Below are 25,445 nucleotides of genomic sequence, written 5' to 3' on the forward strand. Positions count from 1 at the left end.
AACGCTTTATGACCTCGAAGATTTCACTGACCCGCTACCTCGTCGAACAGCAGCGCGTCGACGGCAAGATCCCGGCCCAGCTGCGCCTGCTGCTCGAGGTGGTGGCCCGCGCCTGCAAGAGCATCAGCCAGGCCGTGAACAAGGGCGCCCTGGGCGGCGTGCTGGGCACGGCCGGCAGCGAGAACGTGCAGGGCGAAGTGCAGAAGAAGCTGGACATCATCTCCAACGAAGTGCTGATCGAGGCCAACGAATGGGGCGGCCACCTGGCAGCCATGGCCAGCGAGGAAATGGACACCATCCACCTGGTGCCCAGCCGCTACCCGCAGGGCGAGTACCTGCTGATGTTCGACCCGCTGGACGGCTCCAGCAACATCGACGTCAACGTCAGCATCGGCACCATCTTCAGCGTGATGAAGAAGCCCGACGACCATCCGGGCGTCTCCGAAGCCGACTTCCTGCAGCCCGGCAGCCAGCAGGTGGCCGCCGGCTATTGCGTGTACGGCCCGCAGACCACGCTGGTGCTCACCGTGGGCGACGGCGTGGCCATGTTCACGCTGGACCGCGAGCAGGGCAGCTTCGTGCTCACGCAGGAGAACGTGCAGATCCCGGCCGACACCAAGGAATTCGCGATCAACATGAGCAACATGCGCCACTGGGACGCCCCCGTGAAGCGCTACATCGACGAATGCCTGGCCGGCAAGGAAGGCCCGCGCGGCAAGGACTTCAACATGCGCTGGATCGCCTCCATGGTGGCCGACGTGCACCGCATCCTCACCCGCGGCGGCGTGTTCATGTACCCCTGGGACAAGCGCGAGCCCGAGAAGGCCGGCAAGCTGCGCCTGATGTACGAAGCCAACCCCATGGCTTGGCTGGTCGAGCAGGCCGGCGGCGCCGCCACCAACGGGCGCCAGCGCATCCTGGACTTGCAGCCCACCAAGCTGCACGAGCGCGTGGCCGTGTTCCTGGGCTCCAAAAATGAAGTGGATCGCGTGACCAGCTACCACGCCGCCGAAAAAACCTAAAAACTGGCGCTATAATCTGAGGCTTCGCCGGTGTAGCTCAGTCGGTAGAGCAGCTCATTCGTAATGAGAAGGTCGGGTGTTCGATTCATCTCTCCGGCACCAAACAAAAAAGCCCGCTGTCTTCGGACAGCGGGCTTTTTTCTTGTCAGCCGGCACGCTGGCATGGCTGTCAGCGGCGGGCCAGACTTGCGGGATTCGCGCGCGCGCGGGCGGCAGAATCCCTGCATGCCTCCCGACACCGCCTCTTCCCCCGCTGCCACGCTGACCGTCCCGCGTTCGCTGCGCCCTGCGGGCGCAATGCCAGGGCAGGTACCGCCGCAACGACAAGGCAGCGAAGCCGTCAGCCGCTTCGGCGCGGCCGCCTACCTGCTGGACCGGCTGGACACCCGCCCCATCGAACAGCGCCAGCCGCAGCGGCCCTGGTGGCGTCTGTGGTGAGGGGTGAGCACGGTTGGCGCCCCGCCCCCATGTGCCGGCGCTGAAGCGACGACGGACGCGGCTGCGCCCTCGCCTTTTCAGCTCTGGATTCGTGCGCGATCAGGCAGAGGCAGCAGCAGCAGGCCCGTGCAGCCTTCACTGTTGTCCGTGACCAGCGGCGCCTTCGCGCAGCCCACCTGTAGCACCACATTGCGACGCGGTCGGGCGCCAGTGTTCATGCCGCCGCCGTGCCTCACCTTGGGATGGATCAGCACCAGGTCGCCAGGCCTGCACGCCAGTGTGCGCACGCCTTCCGTTGGCGGTACCGCACTGCCACGGACGTCCTCCTGGCGCTTGGCCTCGCGCGCCGCCTCGTCGGTCACCCGATGCGAACCTGGGACGAAAGCCGTTGCGCCCGTCTCTTCGTCCATGCCGTCCAGGCACAGCATCAGGCGCATGAAATCCGACCCTTGCGTGCAGATGTAGGTATTCGGAAAGTCGCGGTGCCAGCCGATGGACCGGCCAAATCGCGGATGCTTGAACGTCACGTTCATGAAGTGCGCCACCACGGCGTCGCGGCCCAAGGCCTGCCGCGAGGCCTGTACCAGCGGCGGCCAGCTCAGCAGGCGAAGGAAGATGGGGTCGAAGGTCTCGGGTTCGCCGATGATGAAGAGCGCATCGCCCACCTCTTCGGCCGCGATGCCGCCGCGCCCCCTCGCACTCAGGTCGCGCTCGAAGACCAGCCGTGCGCGCTCATAGTCCTGCAGGCTGGCCACCCGGCCCTGCAACTGGTCGACGGCTTCCCGCATGGCCGCAAGCCAGCCGGCGGGCACGAAATCGGCCAGCAGCGCATAGCCCTGCGACTCGTAATGCGCCAGCCAGTCGGCGGCCGCGGCCGGCGCATCCTTCAATGCGCCTGGTCCCAATTGGGCCCGACGCCGATCTCGGCCAGCAGAGGCACTTTCAGTTCCGCCACGCCGGCCATCAGGCGCGGGATTTCCGTGCGCACCCATTCGACCTCGGCCTCGGGCACCTCGAACACCAGTTCGTCGTGCACCTGCATGATCATCTTCGTGCCGCGCCGCTCGGCGTCGAGCACGGCCTGCACCTTGTTCATGCTGAGCTTGATCAGGTCGGCGGCCGTGCCCTGCATGGGCGCGTTGATGGCCGCGCGCTCGGCGCCGCCGCGGCGCGGGCCGTTGGGCGAATTGATCTCGGGCAGGTACAGGCGCCGGCCGAAGACGGTTTCGACATAGCCCTTTTCCTTGGCGCTGGCCCGCGTTTCGTCCATGTAGGCCTTCACGCCCGGGTAGCGCGCGAAGTAGCGGTCGATGTAGCTCTTGGCAGCCGTGTTGTCGATGCCCAGGTTGCGCGCCAGGCCGAAGCTGCTCATGCCGTAGATGAGGCCGAAGTTGATGACCTTGGCGTAGCGGCGCTGTTCGCTGCTGACCTGTTCCGGCGGCACGCCGAAGACCTCGCCGGCCGTGGCACGGTGCACGTCCAGGCCCTCGGTGAAGGCGCGCAGCAGCGATTCGTCGCCGCTGATGTGGGCCATGATGCGCAGCTCGATCTGCGAGTAGTCGGCGCTGGCGATCACATGGCCGGCCGGCGCCACGAAGGCCTCGCGCACGCGCCGGCCTTCGGGCGTGCGGATGGGGATGTTCTGCAGGTTCGGGTCGTTGCTCGACAGCCGCCCGGTCACTGCCACCGCCTGGGCATAGTGGGTGTGCACGCGGCCGGTGCGCGGCAGCGCCATCTGCGCCAGCTTGTCGGTGTAGGTGCCCTTGAGCTTGGACAGCCCGCGGTGCTCCAGGATCTTGGCCGGCAGCGGATAGTCCTCGGCCAGTTTCTCCAGCACCTCCTCGTCGGTGCTGGGCGCGCCCTTGGCGGTCTTCTTGATGACGGGCAGACCGAGCTTCTCGAAGAAGATCTCGCCGATCTGCTTGGGGCTGCCCAGGTTGAAGGGCTGGCCCGCGATGTCGTAGGCCTCCTGCTCCAGCGCCAGGATGCGCTGGCCCAGCTCATGGCTTTGCGCCGCCAGCGTGGGCGCGTCGATCAGCACGCCGTGGCGCTCGATGCGGTAGAGCGATTCGCTGCTCTGCATCTCCAGTTCGTAGATGAAGCGCAGCCGGTCGTCGGCCTGCAGGCGCGGCCACAGCACGCGGTGCACGTCCAGCGTCTGGTCGCTGTCTTCGCAGGAGTATTCGGCCGCCTTCTCGATGGCGACCTGGCTGAACGGAATCTGGTGCGCGCCCTTGCCGCACAGGTCTTCGTAGTCGATGCCGCTGCGCCCCAGGTGGCGCTCGGCCAGGCTGGCAAGGCCGTGGGGCTTGTGCACTTCCAGCACATAGCTCTGCAGCATCGTGTCGTGCGCGTAGCCCTGCACCTCGATGCCGTGGTTGGCGAACACATGGCGGTCGTACTTGATGTGCTGGCCCAGTTTCTTCCTGCGCTCATCCTCTAGCCAGGGTTTGAGGCGCGCCAGCACCTCGTCGCGCGGCAGCTGCTCGGCCACGCCGGGATAGTTGTGCATCAGCGGGATGTAGGCCGCCTCGCCGGGCTTGACGCTGAAGCTGATGCCCACGATCTCCGCGCGCATCTCGTCCAAAGACGTAGTTTCGGTGTCGATGGCGGCCAGCTCGGCGGCCTGCAGCCGCGCCAGCCAGTCGTCGAACTGGGCCCAGCTCAGGATGGTGTCGTAGGCCAGGTTGCTCGCGCGCGCAGCAGCCTGCTCGGCCATCGACTCGAACATGTCGGGCGTGGCGCCCGCCCCTTCGGACTGGGCCAGCTCGATCTGTTCGGGCGGCACGGCGTGGGCCTGCAGCGTCTTGACCAGGCTCTTGAAGCCATGCAGCTCGTAGAAGGCCTTCAGGGCTTCGGGGTCCTGCTCGCGCGGCGCCAGTGCGTCCAGCGCAGGCAGGCCCTCGAGATGCCCGTCCAGCGCGCAGTCGGTGCGGATGGTGACCAGACGCCGGCCCTGCGGCAACCAGTCCAGCGCCTTGCGCAGGTTCTCGCCCGCGGCGCCCTTGACCTCGGCCGCCTGCGCGATCAGCGCATCGAGCGAGCCATACTGAAGCAGCCACTTGGCAGCGGTCTTGGGGCCCACCTTGTCCACGCCGGGCACGTTGTCCACGCTGTCGCCCACCAGCGTCTGGTAGTCGACCATCAGGCTCGGCGGCACGCCGAACTCGGCCGTCACACCGGCCACGTCGCGGCGCTTGCCGCTCATGGTGTCGATGATGGTGATGTGCTCGTCCACCAGCTGGCTCAGGTCCTTGTCGCCGCTGGAGACGATGACCTCCACGCCCTGCTGCGCACCCACCCGCGCCAGGGTGCCGATCACGTCGTCGGCCTCCACGTCGGGCACGCACAGCACCGGCCAGCCCAGCAGCTGCACCACTTCGTGGATGGGCTTGATCTGCGCGCGCAGGTCATCGGGCATCGGCGAGCGGTTGGCCTTGTACTCGGGGTACCAGTCGTCGCGGAAGGTCTTGCCAGGCGCGTCGAAGATGCAGGCCACATAGTCGGCACGCACCTCGCGGCGCAGGGCCTGCATCATGTTGATCATGCCGCGGATGGCGCCCGTGGCATGGCTGCTGGGGTCGCCAGGCACCGCCCGCAGGTCGGGCATGGCATGGAAGGCGCGGTACAGATAGCTCGAGCCATCCACGAGCAGCAGCGTTTTCTTGTCGGTCATCGCGGCATTTTGCCGCCTCGCCAGAAGGCCGGGCGTGCAGCGCCGCGCAGGCCGGCCACGCCCGCCCAAAGGCCCGTCGGCGGGCAGGCACGCTGCGTGCCCGCCGACAGCGACGCACGGGCGCAGACCTACAATCGCCCCATCATGCGCCCGACCTCCTCGACCCTTCCCGCGCCCCTGCGCACCGGCCTGCTGGCACTGGCCCTGGTGGTGCTGCCGCCAGCCCTGGCACAGGCCCAGACCGCCGCAGCCCCGGCGCCAGCAGCCACGGCTGCGCCCGTGGACCGCTCGGCCGAGCCGCTGGATGGCCGGCGCAACCAGAAGATCGAGCACATTACCGTGGAAGACACCGGCGCGCGCGTGGACGAGATGCGCTACGGCGGCGTCACGCAAAGCATCACCGTGCAGCCCAAGAGCGCCATGCCCGCCTACCAGGTGCAGCCCACCGACGAGCGCCGCGCGCGCCAGGGCGATGGCAACGGCGGATCGCGCGTGTGGAACGTGATGAAGTTCTGACGTCGTGGCAGTTTTCACGGAAGTGGGCTTCGCGGAAGCCGACGCGCTGGTGCAGCGCCTGGGCCTGGGTGCGCTGCAGTCGCTGCGCGGCATCGAAGGCGGCATCGAGAACACCAACTACTTCGCCACCACGGACCAGGGCGACTACGTGCTCACGCTCTTCGAGCGCCTGAGCTTCGCGCAACTGCCCTATTACCTGGAGCTGATGCGCCACCTGGCCGAGCGCGGCCTGCCCGTGCCGGCCCCGGTGGCCGACCCGGCCGCGCTGCCCGGCGCCGCCGCGCATCCGCTGGAGCAGAGCGCCAGCGCGCCCTGCCCGCTGCTGCACACGGTGGCCGGCAAGCCCGCCGCCGTGGTGCAGAAACTCAGCGGCCGCAGCGAACTGGCTCCCACGGCCGCCCATTGCACGGCGCTGGGCACCCTGCTGGCGCGCATGCACCTGGCCGGGCGCGACTTCCCGCGCATCCAGCCCAACCTGCGCGGCCTGCCCTGGTGGAACGAGACCGTGCCCGTGGTGCTGCCCTATCTGGACGCCCACCAGGCCGCGCTGCTGGCGGGTGAGCTGGCCTACCAGAACCACCTGGCCGAATCCGCCGCCTATCAGGCGCTGCCTCGCGGCCCCGTGCATGCAGACCTGTTCCGCGACAACGCCATGTTCGAGCCGCCGCGCTCCGAAGGCGAGGCGCCGCAGCTCACGGGCGTGTTCGACTTCTACTTCGCAGGCACCGACACCTGGCTCTTCGACCTGGCCGTGTGCCTGAACGACTGGGCCATCGACCTGCCCACCGGCGAGCCCGATGCCGCGCGCACCGATGCGCTGCTTGGCGCCTACGAAGCCGTGCGCCCGCTGGGCGCCGCCGAACGTGCGCTGCTGCCCGGCCTGCTGCGCGCTGCGGCGCTGCGCTTCTGGATCTCGCGCCTGTGGGACTTCCACCTGCCGCGCGAAGCCAGCATGCTCAAGGCCCATGACCCGGCGCACTTCGAGCGCGTGCTGCGCCACCGCGCCAGCATGCCCGCGCCCCGTATCGCGCCTGCGGCCCCGCTCGTAGCTGCCGAGCCCGCGGCCACCGCATGAAGCTGCTGGTCGTTGCCCCGGGCACCGGCGCGCGCTGGGTTCGCGAAGGCCTGCTGGCCTTTCGCCGCGCGCCCATGGCCTTCTTCTCGCTGTTCATGATCTTCATGGCCGCGATGGCGCTGGTGGCGGCCCTTCCGCTGGTGGGCGTGCCGCTGGCCGTGGCCTTGGGGCCGGCCAGCACCCTGGCCATCATGGTGGCCAGCGAAACCGTGGCCCAGCCCGGTGCAGCGATCCCGCTGCTGCGCCCCGGCCAGCCCACGCCGCCGCTGTCGGCGCGCGTGTTCATGGCTGCGCTGGGCGCCGTGCGCGAGAAGGCGCGCTCCCTGGCCATCATGGGCGCCCTGTACGCGGTGGCCGTGCTGCTGATCGGCGCGCTGGCCTCGCTGCTGGTGGGCGACCCCATGGCCGATGCCATCAACAGTGACGGCACCTTCAAGGCCGACGTCGTGCGCAGCGGCGCCTTCCAGGGCGCGATGGTGCTGCGCATGCTGATCTACGTGCCCGTGGCGCTGGCCTTCTGGCATGCGCCAGCCCTGCTGCACTGGCACGGCGTGCCGCCCGTCAAGGCGCTGTTCTTCAGCTTCGTGACCTGCGTGCGCAACATCGGCGCCATGCTGGTCTTCATCCTGTGCTGGACCGGCGTGGCCCTGCTGGTGAGCCTGGTGCTGGCCATGGTGGGCTCGCTGCTGGCCTCGGTGGCCGGCCCGCTGGGCGCGGGCGTGATGGTGGGCGGCACCTTCCTGCTGTCGGCCATGTTCTTCGCCTCGGCCTGGTTCAGCTTTCGCGACTGCTTCCAGGCCGATTGAGCCCGCGCGCGGCCTGCCCGCCGGCCTTGCGGCGCACGGGCACCGACCGCGCCAGGCGCCGATCTCCGACACGCTGCCCTCAGGCCCGGGACGAGGGTGTGTCTGTCACACAAAACAGACATGGAGAACAGCATGCGCATCTACAAAGTCCGCATCATCGATTCGGCCGGTCGGCTGCACCGTTTCATCAAGGCCGCCAGCAGCGCCCGCGCGGTGGAATCGCTTTACTGGGCCCGCTTTGGCGTGGTTCGCCTGATGAGCGTGGTGGGCGTGGGCAAGGACGACCCGCTGCCCGCGGGCGCCGGCTTCAGACCGGCGTCAGCTTGGCCACGCTCAGGGCCAGCCACTTGACGCCGTGGCGGCCGAACTTGACCTGCGCCCGCGCGTCGTCGCCGGTGCCTTCCAGCGCCAGCACGGCCCCTTCGCCAAACTTGTTGTGAAAGACCTGCATGCCCACGCGCAAGCCATGCGAGGGTTCTGATTTGCGCGGCACGGGCGCGCTGGGCGCTGCGGCCTGGCCGCCGCCGCTCCAGCCGGGATTGCGGCCACCGTAGCCGCCGCTGTAGCCGCTGCTGGCGCCGTAGCCTGCTCCTGCACGCGCCGCACCGCCCGGCGCAAACTGGCCGAAGCCCGACTGCTTGGGCGTGAGCCACTTCAGCGCCTCTTCGGGCAGTTCGTCGAAGAAACGGCTGCGCAGGTGGTAGCGCGTCTGGCCATGAAGCATGCGCGTTTGCGAGAAGCTCATGTACAGCCGGCGGCGCGCGCGTGTGATGGCCACATACATCAGGCGCCGTTCCTCCTCAAGGCTTTCCACGTCGCTCATGGAGTTCTCGTGCGGGAACAGTCCTTCTTCCAGGCCCGTGATAAACACCGCGTCGAACTCGAGCCCCTTGGCCGCATGCACGGTCATCAACTGCACGGCGTCCTGCCCGGCCTGGGCCTGGTTGTCGCCGGCCTCAAGGGCCGCATGGGTCAAAAAGGCCGCGAGCGGGCTCAAGGTTTCGCCGGTCTCTGCATCCGGCGCCAGCGGCTCGTCCAGCACCGCACGCGAGGGGTCGATGCCCTGGCTCGCCAGTGACTGGCGCAGCTCGTCCACGGGCAGCGCCACGGCATCGCGGCCAAAGCCTTCCTGCGTGACGAAGCTCTCGGCCGCGTTCACCAGTTCGGCCAGGTTTTCCAGACGGTCTGCGCCTTCGCGGTCGGCCTTGTAGTGCTCCTCCAGGCCGCTGGTGTCCAGCACCAGCTCGATGATTTCCTTGAGCGACAGGCCCTGCGTCTGCTCGCGCAGCACATCGATCCTGGCTGCGAAGGCCGACAGGTTGGCGCCGGCCTTGCCGGGCAGGCCGGCAATGGCGCCGTAGAGCGAGATGCCACGCGCGCGTGCGGCGTCCTGCAACTGCTCGATGCTGCGCGCCCCGATGCCGCGCGGCGGGAAGTTCACCACGCGCAGGAAGCTGGTGTCGTCGTCCTTGTTCTCGAGCAGGCGCAGGTAGGCCAGTGCGTGCTTGATCTCGGCGCGCTCGAAAAAGCGCAGGCCGCCATACACGCGGTAGGGCACGCCGGCATTGAACAGCGCGGTTTCGATCACGCGGCTTTGCGCATTGCTGCGGTAGAGCACGGCCACTTCCTTGCGCTCGAAATCCTCGCGCACGAGGTGGCGGATCTCTTCCACCATCCACTGCGCTTCGGCGAAATCGCTGGTGGCCTCGTTCACGCGCACGGGCTCGCCGGGGCCTTGATCGGTGCGCAGGTTCTTGCCCAGCCGCTTCTTGTTGTGGCTGATCAGCGCGTTGGCCGAGTCGAGGATGTTGCTGTAGCTGCGGTAGTTCTGCTCCAGCTTGATCTGGCGCTGCACGTCGTACTCGCGCACAAAGTCCTGCATGTTGCCCACACGCGCGCCGCGGAAGGCATAGATGCTCTGGTCATCGTCGCCCACGGCCAGCACGCTGCTGTGCGGCGCGGGCGTGAAGCGGCCCTGCGCATCGGTCTGGCCCGAGAGCATCTTGATCCAGGCGTACTGCAGGCGGTTGGTGTCCTGGAACTCGTCGATCAGGATGTGGCGAAAGCGCCGCTGGTAGTGCTCGCGCACCGCATCGTTGTCACGCAGCAGCTCGTAGCTGCGCAGCATCAGCTCACCAAAATCGACCACACCTTCGCGCTGGCACTGCTCTTCATAAAGCTGGTAGAGCTCGATCTTCTTGCGGTCGTCTTCGCTGCGCGCTTCCACGTCGCCCGGCCGCAGGCCGTCTTCTTTCGCGCCGGCGATGAACCACTGGGTCTGCTTGGCCGGAAAGCGCTCGTCATCGACGTTGAACTGCTTCATCAGCCGCTTGATGGCCGAGAGCTGGTCCTGCGTGTCCAGGATCTGGAAGCTCTGCGGCAGGCCCGCCAGCTTCCAGTGCGCGCGCAGGAAGCGGTTGCACAAGCCATGGAAGGTGCCGATCCACATGCCGCGCACATTCACCGGCAGCATGGCCGACAGGCGGGTCATCATCTCCTTGGCCGCCTTGTTGGTGAAGGTCACGGCCAGCACGCCGCCTGGCGAGACCTGCCCCGTGGACAGCAGCCAGGCGATGCGCGTGGTGAGCACGCGCGTCTTGCCCGAGCCGGCACCGGCCAGGATCAGCGCATGGCCCTGGGGCAGCGTGACGGCGGCCAGCTGCTCGCCATTGAGACTGCTCAGCAACGGGGAAGGCTGCAGGGTGGCTGCGGTGCCATCGGCTGTGAACGGCTCTCCGAAAAGCGGCAGAGAAGAAGCCGGCGGCGCGGCATCGGAACCCGAAGAAGACATGGCCTGATTGTAGGAAGGCCCTTGCGCCGGGCCCGTGCGGCCCGCGCATGACCCGGCGCGGCCATGGCATGGTTCAGCCCAACGGCGGCATCACGCAATCCGCATAGGGTCTATGCACTTGCGCAGATGAGGGGCGCGCAGGCGGCGGCCTAGAATCAACCACCGGGCCCAAGATTTCTTGCGCCCGGTTTTTTTGTGCCCGCACATTCCACAGATGTGCCGCGCGCACCAAAAAAGCCGGCCAAGCCAAGCGCTCATTCGTTCGTCAACAACGACCTTCCTTCAAGGAGAGCCTGGTCATGGAAATCTTCGACTACGACAACGTCCTGCTGCTGCCGCGCAAGTGCCGCGTGGAGAGCCGCTCCGAATGCGATGCCGGCGTGGAGCTGGGCGGCCGGCGCTTTCGCCTGCCCGTGGTGCCTGCCAACATGAAGACGGTGGTGGACGAGTCCATTTGCCTGTGGCTGGCGCAGAACGGCTACTTCTATGTGATGCACCGCTTCGACCTGGACAACGTGGCCTTCGTCGAGCGCATGCACAAGGCCGGCGTGTTCGCATCCATTTCGCTGGGCGTGAAGCAGCCCGATTACGACACCGTGGACCGCCTGCTGGCCAAGGGCCTGAGCCCCGAGTACGTGACCATCGACATCGCGCACGGCCACGCCGACAGCGTGAAGAACATGATCGGCTACCTGAAGGAAAAGCTGCCCAAGTCTTTTGTGATTGCGGGCAACGTGGCCACGCCCGAGGCCGTGATCGACCTGGAGAACTGGGGCGCCGATGCCACCAAGGTGGGCGTGGGCCCGGGCAAGGTCTGCATCACCAAGCTCAAGACCGGCTTCGGCACGGGCGGCTGGCAGCTGTCGGCGCTCAAGTGGTGCGCGCGCGTGGCCACCAAGCCCATCATTGCCGACGGCGGCATCCGCAGCCATGGCGACATCGCCAAGAGCATCCGCTTCGGTGCCAGCATGGTGATGATCGGCTCGCTGTTCGCGGGTCACGAGGAATCGCCGGGCAAAACCGTGGAAGTGGAAGGCCAGCTCTTCAAGGAGTACTACGGCTCGGCCAGCGACTTCAACAAGGGCGAGTACAAGCACGTCGAAGGCAAGCGCATCCTCGAGCCCGTCAAGGGCAAGCTGGCCGACACACTGGTGGAGATGGAGCAGGACGTGCAGTCTTCCATCAGCTATGCAGGTGGCAGGAAGCTCATGGACATCCGCAAGGTCAACTACGTGATCCTGGGCGGCGACAACGCAGGCGAACACCTGCTGATGTGAGACAGCACCCACGCCGCGTTGAGCGCGTGTTGACGATTTGACGCAGTGATTTGCGCCGAGCCAAAAATATGCGCTATACTTGCGGTCTTGCCTGATGACGCCGACCTTCAAGGAAAGCCGAACAGACAAGGGCTCTTAGCTCAGTTGGTAGAGCAGCGGACTCTTAATCCGTAGGTCGAGTGTTCGAGTCACTCAGGGCCCACCAAAATACCCGAACACGAAAAAGCACTTGGCGCAGAAATGCCCAAGTGCTTTTTTGTTGGCTCTGCGGCAAGTGACGCGACGCCCTCCTCCTCTGCCTGCTTCAGTCGCCCGCCGGGACAAGCAAAAAGCGCTGCAGGTCATCCCACTGCTCGCCTGCGATCCTGACGTGTCCGCCCGGGTAGACATGCAGGCGCTTGTCCGGCGTGCCCAGCGCGTCAAACAGCGCGAGCTGCCCCTGCCGGCTGAACAGCTCGTCATCCCATTTCTGCTGGAACAGCACCGCGCAGCGCAGCGCGGCCGCATCGGCCAGCAGCCGTTCAGAGTTGGGATAGCAGGCGCCCCACATGCCCAGCACGGCACGGTCAATGGCAGTGCCGCGCGCCAGCAGCGGCAGGCCGTAGGCGGTGCCCATCGACACGCCCAGCCAGCGCAGCGCGGCCGTGGGCCAGACGGCCTGCACCTCCTGCAGCACGGCCTGCCATCGGTCCACATGCTGGGCCACATGCGTCGCGTCCTCGCGCCACAGGGCCAGAAAGCGATCGCGCGTGGCGGCGGGCTCCATCGGCGTGGCTGCGCGCGCGCCATGCACCGGGCCGTCGAGGGCGAGCACGCGGCAGCCCAGGCGCGTGAAGGCCGTGGCCGCATCCAGCACGTCCGGCCCGTCCTTGGCGCTGCTGCCCCCGTGCTGCATGCACACCACGGGCACGGCCTCGTCCAGCGCCAGGCCTTCGGGCTCGTAGACGATGCCCGAAGGCAGGCCGCCTTCATGCTGCGGGCTGAAGATGCGGCGGCGGATGCCGTCTTGCGTGTGCGGGTCTTGCGTCCAGTGGAGCATGGGATGGCCGGTGTGCTGGGTCGGCCCCACGGTAGCGGCTAGCGCGCGGCGCCGCCATCAAGCGCGCGCAATGGGCGGATTGCCTGCGCTTGACGCGGCGCAGGGGCGCGGATGTCGAAGCCCAGCGTGGCGGCGCCCGGCACGATCTCTCGGACCTGCTCGCGCAGCCAGCGATGCAGGGCCAGCCGATGCGTGCGCTCGTGCCACACCATGACCGTGGTGGCCGAGGGCACGGCCACGGGCACGGGCGACACCTGCAGCGGCAGCAGCGTGGCGAAGTGCCTGCATATCCATTCGGGTAGCGTGGCGACATGCTGCGAGCCCGCCACGATGTACGGGATCAGCATCACCGAAGAGACCCGGACCAGCCGCCTGCGCTCGTGCCCGGCAGCCGCCAGCGCGGCGCCCAGCGTCTGCTCGAGCGTGGAGCGCGGCGAAAAGGGCGAGCCGAACACCACATGGCTGCGCGCGAGGTACTCGCTCAGCGTCAACGTGCCCCTGACGGTGCCGCGCGCGTGAATGCAGGCCAGCGGCTGCTCCAGCAGCGGGTGGCTGCGCAGGTCCGGTGCCAGATCGGGAAAGTGCCCGATCGCGACATCGCATTCGCCTTCGGCCAGCCATTCGCGCAGGTGCGCAGGGTCGGGCGCACGCACGTTGAGCACCAGCGCCGGCGCCTGCGTGGCCACGGCCTGTGCGAGTGCCGGCATGTAGGCCAGGCCCATGGATTCGGCCAATGCGAGCGTCACGGTGCCGCTGGCCGAAGCCAGGTCCAGCGGCCCTTCGTGCGTGAAGATGTCGTCCATCAGCTCGATGCCGGTGCGCACCTTGCGCGCCAGGGCCTGCGCGCGCTCGGTCAGCAAAAAGCCGTTGCCGCTGCGCACCAGCAGCGGATCGCCCGTGAGTTCGCGCAGGCGGGCCAGCGCATTGCTCACGCCCGGCTGGCTCATGCCCAGCCGCTCCGCGGCGCGCGTGACGGAGCGTTCGGTCAGCAGCGCGTCCAGACAGATCAACAGATTGATATTGCTGCGCTTCATCGTGAGGGCGCATCAAGAAGACCGAATGGCCGCATTGCGCGCGCCTGATTGTGGGTGCGCCACCGCGATGCTCGAATCGGGACATCCTCCAATCCGTGTGCCCCATGACGATCCAGACCACCCTCCCCCGACGTGACGACATGCTGGCCTGCGTGGCCCGCTTCGGCGATTTGCAGCGCTGCGAAACCGGCCTGCCGGACATGCAACTGCCCGAATGCCGCCGCGCCTTCCTCAACGTGCTGGGCTTCGACCAGCCCAAGGGCGAAGGCCAGTTCTCGCCCTTCGGCGACCGGGCCAAGGCCCGGGTGTCCCACCTGCAGGCCGGCTTCGGCGTGTCCTTCATCGCGGCGGCGCCGGGCAAGGGCGTGCTGATGCACACCCACGACACCGTGGAGAGCTTCATGGTGATCAAGGGCCGCTGGAAGCTCGAATGGCAGGGCGATGGCGGCGACGAGCATCTGATCCTCGATCCGCTGGACTTCATCGCCTTTCCGCTGGGCGTGCAGCGCCGCTTCGAATGCGTGCAGGCCGCGCCCGGCGAGGCCGAGGGCCTGCTGCTGGGCATGATCGGCGGCAATGCACCCGCAGCGGAGATCGCGCCCGAGGGCGTGGCACGCCTCATCGAAGCGGGCATCTTCACGCCGGAGCGGGCCGGGGCCTAGACCCGCCGCACAAGAAGACGAGCAAGCAAAGAACAACAAGCAACGGAGACCCACGTGAAGACTGCATGCTTGGCCGCGATGACTGCGGCAACGCTGCTGCAGGGCGCGACGCCCGCGGGTGCGCAGACGGCGTCATGGCCCTCGCGCATGGTGCGCATCGTCGTTCCGGCGGCCGCAGGAACAGGCCCCGACATCATGGCCCGCATGTATGGCGAGCACCTCTCGCGCAGCCTGGGTCAGCCCTTCGTCGTCGAGAACCGCCCGGGTGCTTCCGGGAACATCGGCGCCGAATCGGTCGCGCGGGCCACGGACGGGCACACGCTGCTGTATGCCTATAACCAGATTCCGACCATGAACCCGCACCTGTTCGGAAAGCTGTCCTACGACATGCGCAAGGACATGGCGCCGGTGAGCATCACGCTGACCACCGGCTACGTGCTGCTCGCCAACAACCAGTTTCCGCCCAACACGCTGGCCGAAGCGATCGGCCACGCGCGCGGGCAGCCCGGCAAGGTGGCCTACGCCAGCTACGGCCCGGGCACGGCTTCGCACCTGGCCTTCGAGATCATCCAGGACCAGACGCGCACGCAGTTCCTGCACGTGCCCTACAAGCAAGGCCAGGTCACGGACGTGATCGCAGGACAGGTGGCCATGGTTTTCGAGCCCTTTCCGTCCGCACTGCCCTTCGCGGCCAGCCGGAAGGTCAAGGCCCTGGCAGTGACCACGCCCAAGCGCCTGGACGCGCTGCCAGATGTGCCCACGCTGGCCGAAGCGGTGCCTGGCTTCGATCTGCTGGGCTGGCAGGGCGTCTGGGCCTCGTCGAGCGTGCCGCCCGAAGGCGTGGCCCGCCTGCAGGCCGAGGTCGCGCGCATCACGCGGCTGCTCGACATGCAAAAACGCATCCGCGACCTCGCTTCCGAGCCCGTGGGCGGCACGTCCCAGGAGATGACCCGGGCCATCGACGCCGAATACGCACGCTGGGGTGCGGTCATCAAGGCCAAGAACATCCGGCTGGACTGAACCTGCGCAGGCCCGGTGGCGCGCGGCCCGCGCTCAGCCGCCCTTGTTGCGCATCCAGTCCGCGGTCTGGAAGAAGGAGGCGTTGAGCCGGTGGCGCAGCGGCTCGGGCACGTCGGTCTCGATCATGGCCTGCTCCATGCACGCCAGCCACTGGTCGCGCTCGGCGATGCCGATGGCAAAGGGCATGTGGCGCGCGCGCAGCCGCGGGTGGCCGAAGCGCTCGACGTAGTGGTCGGGCCCGCCCAGCCAGCCACACAGGAACCAGAACAGACGCTGGCGCGCGTTGTCCAGGCTGGTGCCGTGGGCAGCGCGCAGCGCGGCGTAGGCCGGCTCCAGGTCCATCAGGTCATAGAAGCGCTCGACCAGCGCATGGACCCTGGCCTCGCCCCCTATCCATTCGAAGGGGGTGTCAAAGGGCGGCTTTTCCTGAATCTGCATCCGGCGATTGTCGGCGCTCCATCCATCCATCAATCAATCAGCGGCCTGCCGCAAGGTGGCCACCACCGGGCGGCGCAGCACTTCGCGCAGGCCCCACCAGCCGGCCATCAGCGCCAGCACGGCGCCGGCCAGCGCACCGCCCACGGGCACCCAGAAGGAGCCCGTCCAGGTGAACTGGAACACGTAGCGCGCCAGGCCCCAGCCAATGACCGAAGCCACCAGGCTGGCCAGCAGCCCGGCCAGCAGGCCCACGCCCGCCAGCTCCGCACGCTGCACCTGGCGCAGCAGCGCAGCGCGCGCGCCCACCGCGCGCATCACGGCGAACTCCTTGGCCCGCTCCTCGCGCGTGGCCGTGACGGCCGCGAACAGCACCACCAGGCCCGCCGCAAGCGTGAAGCCGAAGAGGAACTCCACCGCGCGGATCACCTGGTCCAGCACGCGCTGCACTTGCGCGATGGTGGCGCTCATATCCACGTTGGTGATGTTCGGGAACTGGCGCACCAGGCCGTTGTCGAAGCCGGCCTTTTCAGGCGCGCGGAAGGCGCCGAGATAGGTGACGGGCACCTCGGGCGGCATCTGCGCCAACGGGAACATGACAAAGAAGTTGGCATGCAGCGAGCCCCAGTCCACCTCGCGCGTGGAGGTGATGCGCGCCTCGCTCTGCATGCCGCCGATGTCGAAGCGCAGCGTATCGCCAAGCTTCAGGCCCAGCTCGGTCATCAGGCCGTCTTCCACGCTCACCACGCCGGCCTCGCCGGTGTTCCAGCTACCGCTGAGCATCTTGTTGTGCGGCGGCGCCTCGGCCGCGTTGCTCAGGTTGAACTCGCGGTCCACCAGGCGCTTGGCGCGCTCCTCGGTGTAGTCGTCGGGCGAGACCGGCTTGTCGTTGATGGCCACCAGCCGGCCGCGGAACATGGGGTACCAGTCGAACTGGCGCACGCCCGCGTCGCGCAGCGCCTGCTGGAAGGCCTGCTCCTGGTCGGGCATGACGTTGAGCACGAAGCGGTTGGGCGCATCGGGCGGCGTGGCCTGGCGCCAGCTGGACACCAGGTCGGTGCGCAGCAGCACCAGCAGCACCAGCGCCAGCAGGCCCACGGCCAGGCTGCTGACCTGCACCACGGCATAGACGGGCCGGGCCGAGATCTGGCGCGTGGCCAGCACCAGCCAGCGCGGCGCGGTGCTTTCATTGACCGCGCGGCGCAGCAGCTTGACCGCCACCCAGGCCAGCGCGGCAAAGAGCAGCACGGCGCCGGCAAAGCCGCCGACGGCGATCAGACCCAAGGTGAGGTCGCTGCTGGCGGCCAGCAGCAGGGCCGCAAAGCCCAGCACGCCCACGCCCAACACGGCGGCCGAAGCCGGCTTGAGCCCGCCCACGTCGCGGCGGATCACGCGCAGCGGCGGCACCTTGGCCAGTTGCAGCACGGGCGGCAGGCCGAAGGCCAGCAGCAAGGTCAGGCCCATGCCGATGCCAAAGGCCGCCGGCCAGAGCGAGGGCGCAGGCAGTGAGCTCTGCACCAGCCCGGCCAGCAGCAGCACGAACACATGGTGAACGCCCCAGCCGATGGCCACGCCCAGCGCGCTGGCCACCAGCCCGACCACCACGAACTCCAGCGCATAGGCGGTGGCGATGCGCCGCTGGCTCTGGCCCAGCACGCGCAGCATGGCGCAATCATCCAGGTGGCTGGCGGCAAAGCCGCGCGCAGCCAGCGCCACGGCCACGGCCGACAGCAGGGCCGCCAGCAGCGCCACCAGGTTCAGGAATTTCTCGGCCCGGCCCAGGGTCTGCTGCATCTCGGGCCGGCCGCTTTCCAAAGACTCCAGGCGCGCGCCGCGCAACTGGCCCGCGTCCAGCGCGGCCTGCATCTGGTCGCTGAAGCGCTTGACGGCAGCGGCATCCTCGCTGGCCACCGCCAGCCGGTAGCGGATGCGGCTGGCCGGCTGGACCAGTGCGGTGCGCGGCACGTCGGCCGCATTGACCATCACGCGCGGCGCGAAGCTCATGAAGCCGCTGCCGCGGTCGGGTTCGATCACGATCACGCGCGCGATGGTGAGCGCGGCATCGCCCAGCAGCAGCGCATCGCCCACCTTCAGGCCCAGCGCGTCGAGCAGCGGCGCATCGGCCCAGACCTGGCCCGGCTGGGGAATCTCGCGCACGGCGCGGCTGGCACCGCCCACCTCGTCGGCCAGCTGCAGGCTGCCACGCAGCGGGTAGCCCGCGTCCACGGCCTTGAAGGCCACCAGACGGCTGTCGCCGCCACGCTCGTCGGGTGCGCGCGCCATGGTGGGAAAGTCATAGCTCAGCGTGGCCTGCAGGCCTTGCGCGCGGGCGCGCTCGATGATCTCCGGCGGCGGCGGGTTGTCGGTGCGCAGCACCGCGTCGCCGCCCAGCAGCTGGCGCGCATCGCGCTGCAGGCCGCTCTTGAGCCGGTCGGCAAAAAAGCCGACCGCCGTGAGCGCGGCCACGGCCAGCAGCACGGCAACGACGATCAGGCGCAGCTCGCCGGCGCGCAGGTCGCGCCAGAGCATGCGCCCACCCAGGCGGAGCGAAGCAGTCATGGGGCGCGACGATAGCCCACAAGGACGCTGCAGGACGCCGTCATGATGGCGCAGCTAGCAAGGCGTAGGGATTTCTATGCAGCGCGACGGGGCACCAGGGACTGCTCGGCGTAGTGCAAGGTCTTGGCATCGAACATGGCGCGGTCGGCCTGCAGCAGCGCGCCTTCGACTTCGCTGGCCTGGTGGGCGCACGCAATCCCGATCGACAGGCTCAGCGGCTGGCCCGGGTAGAACTGGTTGCTGACCTCGATCAGCGATTCGATGCGGGCGTGGACTTCCTGCGCCATGCGCTCGTCCGCACCGGGCAGCAGGGCGATGAATTCGTCGCCGCCCACGCGCGCCACGCACCAGGGCTGGCCCGCGGTGGCGTTGGTCAGCACCTCGCCGGCCCGCCGCAGCAGGTCGTCGCCGGCCGCATGGCCTTCGCTGTCGTTGATGCGCTTGAGGCCGTTGAGGTCCATGACGATCACGGCCAGCGGCCAGGGCCCCTTGCGCGAGATGCGGTTGAGCTCGTCCACGTAGAAGGCCCGGTTGCGCAGGCGCGTGAGCGAGTCGTGCTTGCCCAGGTATTCCAGGTAGGCCTCGGCCTTCTTGCGCGCCGTGATGTCGACCAGCGACAGCAGCACCAGGTCCCAGTTCTCCAGGTGCTCGGGCATCACGGAGAACTGCATGTGGATGTTGATCAGCGACCCGTTGAGGCTGTAGTTGATGACCTCGCGGACCTGCTCGGTCTTGCCGTTCCACAGGTCGATCAGCTGCTCGGCAAAGGTGTCGTGCATCTCGTCCCTGAAGACCTGGCTCAGGTTGGCCAGCAGCTCCTTCTGGCTTTCGGCGCCGAACATCTGCAGCGTCTGCTGGTTCACCTCCAGCACGCGGATCTCCTGCATGCAGCGCTCCACGAACTCGGGATGCACGCTCAGAAAGACGCGGAAGTCCTGGATGCCCTGGTTGCGTGCCTCGTCGAGCAGGCTCTTGACGCCGCTGAAGTCCTCCACCCAGAGCGAAACGGGCGAGTAGTGGAAGAGGTTGCGCGCATGGCGCTCGCTGGCGGCCAGCTGCGCCCGCGCCACCACGGTTTCGGTCACGTCCTCCAGCGAGATCAGCACGCGGTCCCAGAGGTCTTCGTGGCCCTGCAGCACCCGCACATGGATCTGAGCCTCGATGCGGCGGCCGTCGAGCGCGTAGTTTACGGTCTGGTTCGAATAGTCGAGCCGGCCCTCCCACAGCGCCTGCATCTCGGGCAGCATGCGCGTGAGCATGTCGCCCCGAAACACGTCGTGCAGGTTCTGCTCCAACTGCTGCTGGTTCTGGGCCCCGAAAAGCTTGAGCGTCTGCCGATTGACCTTGATCAGGCGGATGCTGGCCGCGCACTGCTGCACGTGCGCCAGGTCAGCCTGCAGGTGGGCCTTCAGGTCGATGACGCCCTGCGCGCGCCAGCCCTCGAACAGGCGCTTGAGGGCACTGAAATCCTCGAGCCACAGAGAAATGGGGGCTCGGTCGAACATCTGTTCGAAGTCGGTTTCGCTGGAAAGGCTCATCTTGGACAAGATTGTGTCTCCAGCAAGGCAATTCGTACACCTTGTGTAACACTTTTATCTGCCCGATGCATGCGGCGGGCGCCCGCCGGTCTCAACCGGCCGTGTAGCGCACCGCGCGCGGCGGCCGGCACAGACCCCAGAGCGCGATGCCGCACAGCCGCGCCATCTGCACGCCCATGGCAGTGGGCGCTGACACCGTGGCCAGCGCCGGCACGCCCAGCTGCGTGCATTTGCGCACCAGCTCGTGGCTGCCGCGGCTGGTCATCACCACGAAGCCCGGCTGACCCAGGCGGCCGGTGCGGGCCAGCCGGCCCAGCAGCTTGTCCAGCGCGTTGTGGCGGCCCACGTCTTCCAGCACGTCGCTGAGGGCACCGTCCAGGCCGGCCCAGCCGGCCGCATGCAGCGCGCCGGCGCGCGCGTTGAGCGCCTGCTGCGCGCGCAGGCCTTCGATGGCCTGCAGCACCACGGGCAGGTCGATCTGCGCGGCCCAGGGATGGGCGGGCACGCGCGGCGGCGACAGGTCCAGCGCGGCGAAGCTCTCGACGCCGCAAACGCCGCAGCCGGTGCGCCCGGCCAGGCTGCGGCGCCGGCCCTTGAGGCGCTCGAAGGCGCGGGTGGATATCTCGATCTGCACCTCGATGCCGGGCATGCCCTCGGGCAGGCCGGCATCAGCGGCGGCCAGCGCCGTAGCCTCGATGCCGCGGCAGTCGGTGGCCGAATCCAGGATGCCTTCGCTGAGCGCGAAGCCCAGCGCGAAGTCCTCCACGCCCTGCGGCGTGGCCATCATCACGGCATGCGAGAGGCCGTTGAACACCAGCGCCACCGGCACTTCGGCCGCCAGCGTGTCCTCGCGCAGCTGGCCCTGCGGCGGCAGGCCGGGTTCGCCAAAGACCTGCACGCCCAGTTGGGCCAGGGGCGGAATGTCGAACTCGGCGGCGGAGGAATGAATGGGTTCGGAAGACATGGCGTGCAGGCGCCCAGGCGGCGCATGGGCCCGATTCTGGCCGCTGCGGCCGATCAGTGCAGCGGCCCGGCCGGCGGCAGGCGCAGGGCCTGCGCGCGCCCGGCCTCGGTCAGGTGCGCGACCCAGCGCCCCTCGAGCTGCTCGACGCGCACCCAGCCGGGCCCGCGCACGCCGCCGAGCACGGCATCGCTCATCAGCGTCAGCTCGCGCATCAGCGCGCTGGCGCCCAGGCTCAGGCGCTTGACCAGGCGCGGCAACGAGACGCCGCGCACGCCGTCGCCCTCCTCGGCCAGCGCGCGCAACAGCGCGGCGGGCAGGTCGGCCAGCGGCTGCGCCTCGTCGGTCATGGCTCAGGCGGCGGTGGTGGCGGCCTCGCTGGCCACGGCGCCGTCTGCGAGCTCGCCGCGGTGCGGCACCAGCAGCACCGGAATCGCCTTCGACGTGGGCGTGCCCGCGGCAATGGCCGTGGCCGAGAGCGGCACCAGCGGATTGGTCTCGGGGTAGTAGGCCGCGAGGTTGCCGCGCGGGATGTCGTAGGCCACGAGCTTGAACTTGTCGGCGCGCCGTACCGTGCCCCCCACGCCCGGCACTGCGTGTCCGGGCGGCCCGGCGCTCGGCTCGGGCCCGTCATCCCACACCGTCATCAAATCCACCCAGTCGCCATCCTTCATCCCCAGCGCACGGATGTCCTCGGGATGAATGAAGACCACGCGGCGCTGGCCGAAGACGCCGCGGTAGCGGTCGTCCATGCCGTAGACGGTGGTGTTGTACTGGTCGTGCGAGCGCGTGGTGAAGAGCGTGAACACGATCGCGTCGCGCTGCTTGCCCTGCATGCGGCGGCGCGCGCGGTGCGTGGGCGTGTCGCGCGGCACGGGGTGCGCAAAAAAGGTCGCCTTGCCCGTGGGCGTCGCCCACACGCGCTCGCTGGCCGTGTTGCGCAGGCGAAAGCCCCCGGGCTGGGCCACGCGGGTGTTGAAGTCCTTGAAGTCGTCGAAGACCGCTTCGATCTTGTCGCGGATGCGCGCGTAGTCCTCGATCAGCCAGAGCCAGGGCGTGCGGCTGCGCCCGGCGAGGGTGGCGTCGGCCAGCCGCGCCACGATGGCGGGCTCGGACAGCAGGTGCTCCGACGCGGGCGGGTTGATGCCCGAGGAGATGTGCACCATGCTCATCGAGTCCTCCACCGTCACGCCCTGCGGCCCGCCGAACTGCATGTCGATCTCGGTGCGGCCCAGGCAGGGCAGGATCAGCGCCTGCCTGCCGTGCACCACATGGCTGCGGTTGAGCTTGGTGGTCACGTGCACCGTCAAGTCGCACTGGCGCAGCGCGCGCCAGGTGGCGTGGGTGTCGGGCGTGGCCGCCGCGAAGTTGCCGCCCAGCGCAAAGAAGACCTTGCCCTTGCCGTCCAGCATGGCCTGGATGGCTTCCACCGTGTCATAGCCATGCGCGCGCGGCGGCTCGAAGCCGAAGACCTGGCCCAGGCGGTCCAGCAGGGCCGCGGGCGGCTTCTCCCAGATGCCCATGGTGCGGTCGCCCTGCACGTTGCTGTGGCCGCGCACGGGGCAGAAGCCCGCGCCGGGCCGGCCCACGTTGCCGCGCATCAGCAAGAGGTTGCCCATCATCTGGATGGTGGCCACCGAATGCATGTGCTGCGTGATGCCCATGCCCCAGCAGAAGATCGCGCTCCTGGCGCCGATGTACACGTCGGCCGCGGCGCGGATCTGTTCCTGCGTCAGGCCCGACTCCTCCACGATCACATCCCAAGGCTCCGCACGGATGTCGTCGGCCACTGCGTCAAAGCCCACCGTGTGCTGCGCGATGAACTCGGCGTCGAGCACGGATTCGCCCGCCTCCTGGCGCTCCAGCAGGTGCTTGGCCATGCCCTTGACGACGGCGAGGTCGCCGCCCACGCGCAGCTGGAAGTAGTGCGAGCTGATGGGCGTGGAGCCCAGGGTCGCCATCTCCATCTTGCTCTGCGGATCCTGGAAGCGCTCCAGCCCGCGCTCGCGCAGCGGGTTGAAGCTGACGATGCGGGCGCCGCGCCTGGAGGCATCGCGCAGCTCGGCCAGCATGCGCGGGTGGTTGGTGCCCGGGTTCTGGCCGAAGATGAAGATCGCGTCGGCCGCCTCGAAGTCCTGCAGCGTCACCGTGCCCTTGCCCACGCCGATCTGCGGGCGCATGCCGCTGCCGCTGGGCTCGTGGCACATGTTCGAGCAATCGGGAAAGTTGTTGGTGCCGTATTCGCGCACGAACAGCTGGTAGAGGAAGGCCGCCTCGTTGCTGGCCCGGCCCGAGGTGTAGAAGATGGCCTGGTTCGGATCGGGCAGTCCGTTCAGGTGCCTGGCGATGAGCGCAAAGGCCGAGTCCCAGTGGATGGGCAGGTACTTGTCGCTCTCGGCGTCATAGACCATCGGATGTGTCAGCCGCCCCTGGTCTTCGAGCCAGAAGTCGCTTTGCTGCAGCAGTTCGGTGACCGTGTACTTGGCGAACAGCTCGGGGCCGGCGCGGCGCGCGGTGGCCTCGGCAGCCACGGCCTTGGCGCCGTTCTCGCAGAACTCGAAGGTGGAATGGTGGTTGCGGTCGGGCCAGGCGCAGCCCGGGCAGTCGAAGCCGTCGGGCTGGTTGGCCGAGAGCAGCGTCTTGGCACCCTTGATCGGGATGTCCTGGCGCAGCAGCGCGTTCTTCACGCTGTTGAGCGCGCCCCAGCCACCGGCGGGGCCCTTGTAGAACTCGATCTTCTGTTCGTTCATCGTGGTCTCCCTGCACGGCCCGGCGCCGTGGCCGGGCACTCTCTTCAATCGGTCAGTGGAAGAACTTCGCCGCGCTGACCAAGGTCTTGTAGATGCCCCAGGCCAGCGGCACGCCCACGGCCACCCAGGCCAGCGCGACCACCACCGGGCTCACGCGGTCCTCGCGGCCGCTGCCGGTGCCCACTTCGGCCGCGGCGGCCTTGTCATGGGCCAGCTTCTTTTCGTGCGCCAGTTCGGCATCGGTCATGAAGTGCTTGTCGGCCACGGGGCGGATCAGCAGGTTGGCGATGAAGCCGATGGCCAGCATGCCCACCAGGATGTACATGGTCTGGTTGTAGACCTGTTCGCGCGCGATGCCCAGCCCCAGCTGGTATTCACGCATGTAGTTCACCACCACCGGCCCCAGGATGCCGGCCGTGGCCCAGGCGGTGAGCAGGCGGCCATGGATGGCGCCCACCATCTGCGTGCCGAACAGGTCGGCCAGGTAGGCCGGCACGGTGGCGAAGCCGCCGCCGTACATCGACAGGATCAGGCAGAAGGCGCCCACGAACAGCAGCTTGCTGCCCATGCCGGCCGAGCTGGGAATGCTGAAGTACAGCAGGCCGCCGAGCACGAAGAAGATCGTGTAGGTCAGCTTGCGGCCGAACTTGTCGGAGGCCGTGGCCCAGAAGAAACGGCCGCCGATGTTGAACAGCGACAGCAGCGCCGTGAAACCGCCGGCCACGGCCGCGATCGCGGCCAGCTGGCCCTTGTCCAGTTCAGAGAACCTGGCCGGCACGTTGATCAGCGCGCCGCCAAACACTTCCTGCAGCATGGGCGAGGCCATGCCGATCACGCCGATGCCGGCCGACACGTTCATGCACAGCACGGTCCACACGAGCCAGAACTGCGGGATGCCCCAGACCTTCTTCACGTGCACATGGCGTTGGGTGACCATGGCGTTGGCAGCCTGCGCGGCGGGCGGCGTCCAGCCTTCGGGCTTCCAGCCGCTGGGCGGCACGCGGTAGCCCAGGGCGCCGCCCATCATGAACACGAAGTACACCAGCGCCATCACCACGAAGGTCTGCATCACGCCCACGTCGGTGGGGGTGGCGAAGTGCTTCATCAGCTCCACGGCCAGCGGCGAGCCGATCATCGCGCCGCCGCCAAAGCCCATGATGGCCATGCCCGTGGCCATGCCGCGACGGTCCGGGAACCACTTGATCAAGGTGGAGACGGGCGAGATGTAGCCCAGCCCCAGCCCGATGCCGCCGATCACCCCCGAGCCCAGCAGCATCAGCCAGAACTGGTGCAGGTGGATGCCCAGCGCCGACAGCAGCATGCCGCCGCACCAGCACAGCGCGCTGATCACGCCGACCTTGCGCGGGCCCACGCGTTCGAGCCAGCCGCCCCAGATGGCGGCCGAGCAGCCCAGGAACACGAAGAACAGCGTGTACATCCAGCCCAGGGTGGAGACGCGCCAGTCGCAGCCCGTGGCGAACATCTCGGCGAAGAAGCTCACGTCGGCGCCGCAGGTGAGCGCCCCCGTGCCGGCCGTGCCCAGCATCTTCGACAGCGGCAACCAGAACACCGAGAAGCCGTAGGCCATGCCGATGCACAGGTGGATGGCCAGCGCGGCCGGCGGCACCAGCCAGCGGTTGAAGCCGGGGCCCGCGATGGTGCGCTCCTTCTCCAGCCAGCCCGGCGCTTGGGCAATGCCCGGGTTCAAAAGGGCCTCGCCGCCCGCGGTGCCGGATGCTGCTCCTGACATGTCGCTCCTCAGTGTGTTGTCTTCAACCAGTACCCCTTTTCAGGGCGGGCGGAGTCTAGGAGCGATGCCCGGGCAGCTCAAATTGAATCAGCACAT

21 protein-coding genes and 2 tRNA genes are annotated in these 25,445 nt (G+C 68.4%); 11 read left to right on the forward strand and 12 right to left on the reverse strand.

Features of this window, described 5'->3' with window-relative positions:
* Positions 1-8: 8 nt before the first annotated feature.
* The 3 genes from PGB34_RS09505 to PGB34_RS09515 all read left to right on the forward strand — a co-directional run bounded on the left by PGB34_RS09505 (position 9) and on the right by PGB34_RS09515 (position 1,460).
* Positions 9-1,022: a class 1 fructose-bisphosphatase gene (locus PGB34_RS09505; protein WP_271427839.1), complete on the forward strand. Its 1,014-nt coding sequence runs from the start codon at positions 9-11 to the stop codon at positions 1,020-1,022.
* 26 nt (positions 1,023-1,048) lie between these two features.
* A tRNA-Thr gene (locus PGB34_RS09510) sits at positions 1,049-1,124 on the forward strand.
* Between the two features lie 123 nt (positions 1,125-1,247).
* Positions 1,248-1,460 carry a hypothetical protein gene (locus PGB34_RS09515; protein WP_271427840.1) on the forward strand — a complete coding sequence of 71 codons (213 nt, stop codon included), beginning with the start codon at positions 1,248-1,250 and terminating at the stop codon, positions 1,458-1,460.
* A gap of 77 nt (positions 1,461-1,537) precedes the next feature.
* On the opposite strand, the gene PGB34_RS09520 is transcribed toward PGB34_RS09515, so the two are convergent.
* Together PGB34_RS09520 and polA are read right to left on the reverse strand one after the other, a co-directional pair.
* On the reverse strand, positions 1,538-2,350 hold the full coding sequence (locus tag PGB34_RS09520; protein ID WP_271427841.1) for a phytanoyl-CoA dioxygenase family protein: 813 nt from the start codon (positions 2,348-2,350) through the stop codon (positions 1,538-1,540).
* Positions 2,347-5,136: a DNA polymerase I gene (polA, locus tag PGB34_RS09525; RefSeq protein WP_271427842.1), complete on the reverse strand. Its 2,790-nt coding sequence runs from the start codon at positions 5,134-5,136 to the stop codon at positions 2,347-2,349. Before polA ends, PGB34_RS09520 begins: the two co-directional genes overlap by 4 nt.
* Positions 5,137-5,280: 144 nt before the next feature.
* On the opposite strand from polA, the gene PGB34_RS09530 reads away from it, so the two are divergent.
* The 4 genes from PGB34_RS09530 to PGB34_RS09545 all read left to right on the forward strand — a co-directional run bounded on the left by PGB34_RS09530 (position 5,281) and on the right by PGB34_RS09545 (position 7,884).
* Complete coding sequence (locus PGB34_RS09530) at positions 5,281-5,652, forward strand: hypothetical protein (protein WP_271427843.1); 372 nt, start codon at positions 5,281-5,283, stop codon at positions 5,650-5,652.
* A gap of 4 nt (positions 5,653-5,656) precedes the next feature.
* Positions 5,657-6,727: a homoserine kinase gene (locus PGB34_RS09535; protein ID WP_271427844.1), complete on the forward strand. Its 1,071-nt coding sequence runs from the start codon at positions 5,657-5,659 to the stop codon at positions 6,725-6,727.
* Positions 6,724-7,533 carry a BPSS1780 family membrane protein gene (locus PGB34_RS09540; protein ID WP_271427845.1) on the forward strand — a complete coding sequence of 270 codons (810 nt, stop codon included), beginning with the start codon at positions 6,724-6,726 and terminating at the stop codon, positions 7,531-7,533. The genes PGB34_RS09535 and PGB34_RS09540 overlap by 4 nt, the downstream gene beginning before the upstream one ends.
* Positions 7,534-7,665: 132 nt before the next feature.
* Positions 7,666-7,884 carry a hypothetical protein gene (locus PGB34_RS09545; protein ID WP_271427846.1) on the forward strand — a complete coding sequence of 73 codons (219 nt, stop codon included), beginning with the start codon at positions 7,666-7,668 and terminating at the stop codon, positions 7,882-7,884.
* Here PGB34_RS09545 and PGB34_RS09550 read toward each other — a convergent pair.
* A complete protein-coding gene (locus PGB34_RS09550; RefSeq protein WP_271427847.1) occupies positions 7,841-10,324 on the reverse strand; it encodes a UvrD-helicase domain-containing protein in 2,484 nt (827 codons plus the stop codon). The genes PGB34_RS09545 and PGB34_RS09550 overlap by 44 nt on opposite strands.
* A 299-nt stretch (positions 10,325-10,623) precedes the next feature.
* On the opposite strand from PGB34_RS09550, the gene PGB34_RS09555 reads away from it, so the two are divergent.
* Together PGB34_RS09555 and PGB34_RS09560 are read left to right on the forward strand one after the other, a co-directional pair.
* Positions 10,624-11,601 carry a GMP reductase gene (locus PGB34_RS09555; protein WP_271427848.1) on the forward strand — a complete coding sequence of 326 codons (978 nt, stop codon included), beginning with the start codon at positions 10,624-10,626 and terminating at the stop codon, positions 11,599-11,601.
* Between the two features lie 129 nt (positions 11,602-11,730).
* Positions 11,731-11,806, forward strand: a tRNA-Lys gene (locus tag PGB34_RS09560).
* A gap of 99 nt (positions 11,807-11,905) precedes the next feature.
* Here the strand turns inward: PGB34_RS09560 and PGB34_RS09565 are convergent.
* Entirely contained in the window at positions 11,906-12,640 is a 735-nt protein-coding gene (locus PGB34_RS09565; RefSeq protein WP_271427849.1) for an alpha/beta fold hydrolase, read from the reverse strand.
* Between the two features lie 38 nt (positions 12,641-12,678).
* Positions 12,679-13,674 (reverse strand): LysR family transcriptional regulator, encoded by a 996-nt coding sequence (locus PGB34_RS09570; protein ID WP_271427850.1) that lies wholly within the window; start codon positions 13,672-13,674, stop codon positions 12,679-12,681.
* A 104-nt stretch (positions 13,675-13,778) separates the two neighbouring features.
* On the opposite strand from PGB34_RS09570, the gene PGB34_RS09575 reads away from it, so the two are divergent.
* Together PGB34_RS09575 and PGB34_RS09580 are read left to right on the forward strand one after the other, a co-directional pair.
* On the forward strand, positions 13,779-14,336 hold the full coding sequence (locus tag PGB34_RS09575; protein ID WP_271427851.1) for a cupin domain-containing protein: 558 nt from the start codon (positions 13,779-13,781) through the stop codon (positions 14,334-14,336).
* A gap of 78 nt (positions 14,337-14,414) precedes the next feature.
* Complete coding sequence (locus PGB34_RS09580; RefSeq protein WP_271427852.1) at positions 14,415-15,356, forward strand: Bug family tripartite tricarboxylate transporter substrate binding protein; 942 nt, start codon at positions 14,415-14,417, stop codon at positions 15,354-15,356.
* Between the two features lie 33 nt (positions 15,357-15,389).
* On the opposite strand, the gene PGB34_RS09585 is transcribed toward PGB34_RS09580, so the two are convergent.
* The 7 genes from PGB34_RS09585 to PGB34_RS09615 all read right to left on the reverse strand — a co-directional run bounded on the left by PGB34_RS09585 (position 15,390) and on the right by PGB34_RS09615 (position 25,349).
* Positions 15,390-15,794: a group II truncated hemoglobin gene (locus PGB34_RS09585; RefSeq protein WP_271427853.1), complete on the reverse strand. Its 405-nt coding sequence runs from the start codon at positions 15,792-15,794 to the stop codon at positions 15,390-15,392.
* A 33-nt stretch (positions 15,795-15,827) separates the two neighbouring features.
* A complete protein-coding gene (locus PGB34_RS09590; RefSeq protein ID WP_271427854.1) occupies positions 15,828-18,350 on the reverse strand; it encodes an ABC transporter permease in 2,523 nt (840 codons plus the stop codon).
* Positions 18,351-18,424: 74 nt separating this feature from the next.
* Complete coding sequence (locus PGB34_RS09595; protein WP_271428253.1) at positions 18,425-19,888, reverse strand: sensor domain-containing diguanylate cyclase; 1,464 nt, start codon at positions 19,886-19,888, stop codon at positions 18,425-18,427.
* A 91-nt stretch (positions 19,889-19,979) separates the two neighbouring features.
* The gene (gene fdhD, locus PGB34_RS09600) at positions 19,980-20,852 is read right to left on the reverse strand and encodes a formate dehydrogenase accessory sulfurtransferase FdhD (RefSeq protein ID WP_271427855.1); all 873 of its coding nucleotides are present in this window, start codon (positions 20,850-20,852) and stop codon (positions 19,980-19,982) included.
* 53 nt (positions 20,853-20,905) lie between these two features.
* The gene (locus tag PGB34_RS09605) at positions 20,906-21,199 is read right to left on the reverse strand and encodes a hypothetical protein (RefSeq protein ID WP_271427856.1); all 294 of its coding nucleotides are present in this window, start codon (positions 21,197-21,199) and stop codon (positions 20,906-20,908) included.
* A gap of 3 nt (positions 21,200-21,202) precedes the next feature.
* Positions 21,203-23,599, reverse strand: a complete 2,397-nt coding sequence (locus PGB34_RS09610) for an FdhF/YdeP family oxidoreductase (protein ID WP_271427857.1) — start codon at positions 23,597-23,599, stop codon at positions 21,203-21,205.
* 52 nt (positions 23,600-23,651) lie between these two features.
* Positions 23,652-25,349 (reverse strand): OFA family MFS transporter, encoded by a 1,698-nt coding sequence (locus PGB34_RS09615; RefSeq protein WP_271427858.1) that lies wholly within the window; start codon positions 25,347-25,349, stop codon positions 23,652-23,654.
* Between the last annotated feature and the right edge of the window lie 96 nt (positions 25,350-25,445).

The organism is Xenophilus arseniciresistens, from assembly GCF_028023875.1.
Taxonomy (GTDB): domain Bacteria; phylum Pseudomonadota; class Gammaproteobacteria; order Burkholderiales; family Burkholderiaceae_C; genus Xenophilus; species Xenophilus arseniciresistens.

Coding starts and splice junctions, on each gene's coding strand:
- PGB34_RS09505 (WP_271427839.1), top strand. CDS start 9: ATGACCTCGAAGATTTCACTGACCCGCTACCTCGTCGAACAGCAGCGC.
- PGB34_RS09515 (WP_271427840.1), top strand. CDS start 1,248: ATGCCTCCCGACACCGCCTCTTCCCCCGCTGCCACGCTGACCGTCCCG.
- polA (WP_271427842.1), bottom strand. CDS start 5,136: ATGACCGACAAGAAAACGCTGCTGCTCGTGGATGGCTCGAGCTATCTG.
- PGB34_RS09530 (WP_271427843.1), top strand. CDS start 5,281: ATGCGCCCGACCTCCTCGACCCTTCCCGCGCCCCTGCGCACCGGCCTG.
- PGB34_RS09540 (WP_271427845.1), top strand. CDS start 6,724: ATGAAGCTGCTGGTCGTTGCCCCGGGCACCGGCGCGCGCTGGGTTCGC.
- PGB34_RS09545 (WP_271427846.1), top strand. CDS start 7,666: ATGCGCATCTACAAAGTCCGCATCATCGATTCGGCCGGTCGGCTGCAC.
- PGB34_RS09550 (WP_271427847.1), bottom strand. CDS start 10,324: ATGTCTTCTTCGGGTTCCGATGCCGCGCCGCCGGCTTCTTCTCTGCCG.
- PGB34_RS09555 (WP_271427848.1), top strand. CDS start 10,624: ATGGAAATCTTCGACTACGACAACGTCCTGCTGCTGCCGCGCAAGTGC.
- PGB34_RS09565 (WP_271427849.1), bottom strand. CDS start 12,640: ATGCTCCACTGGACGCAAGACCCGCACACGCAAGACGGCATCCGCCGC.
- PGB34_RS09570 (WP_271427850.1), bottom strand. CDS start 13,674: ATGAAGCGCAGCAATATCAATCTGTTGATCTGTCTGGACGCGCTGCTG.
- PGB34_RS09575 (WP_271427851.1), top strand. CDS start 13,779: ATGACGATCCAGACCACCCTCCCCCGACGTGACGACATGCTGGCCTGC.
- PGB34_RS09580 (WP_271427852.1), top strand. CDS start 14,415: ATGACTGCGGCAACGCTGCTGCAGGGCGCGACGCCCGCGGGTGCGCAG.
- PGB34_RS09585 (WP_271427853.1), bottom strand. CDS start 15,794: ATGCAGATTCAGGAAAAGCCGCCCTTTGACACCCCCTTCGAATGGATA.
- PGB34_RS09590 (WP_271427854.1), bottom strand. CDS start 18,350: ATGACTGCTTCGCTCCGCCTGGGTGGGCGCATGCTCTGGCGCGACCTG.
- PGB34_RS09595 (WP_271428253.1), bottom strand. CDS start 19,888: ATGAGCCTTTCCAGCGAAACCGACTTCGAACAGATGTTCGACCGAGCC.
- fdhD (WP_271427855.1), bottom strand. CDS start 20,852: ATGTCTTCCGAACCCATTCATTCCTCCGCCGCCGAGTTCGACATTCCG.
- PGB34_RS09605 (WP_271427856.1), bottom strand. CDS start 21,199: ATGACCGACGAGGCGCAGCCGCTGGCCGACCTGCCCGCCGCGCTGTTG.
- PGB34_RS09610 (WP_271427857.1), bottom strand. CDS start 23,599: ATGAACGAACAGAAGATCGAGTTCTACAAGGGCCCCGCCGGTGGCTGG.
- PGB34_RS09615 (WP_271427858.1), bottom strand. CDS start 25,349: ATGTCAGGAGCAGCATCCGGCACCGCGGGCGGCGAGGCCCTTTTGAAC.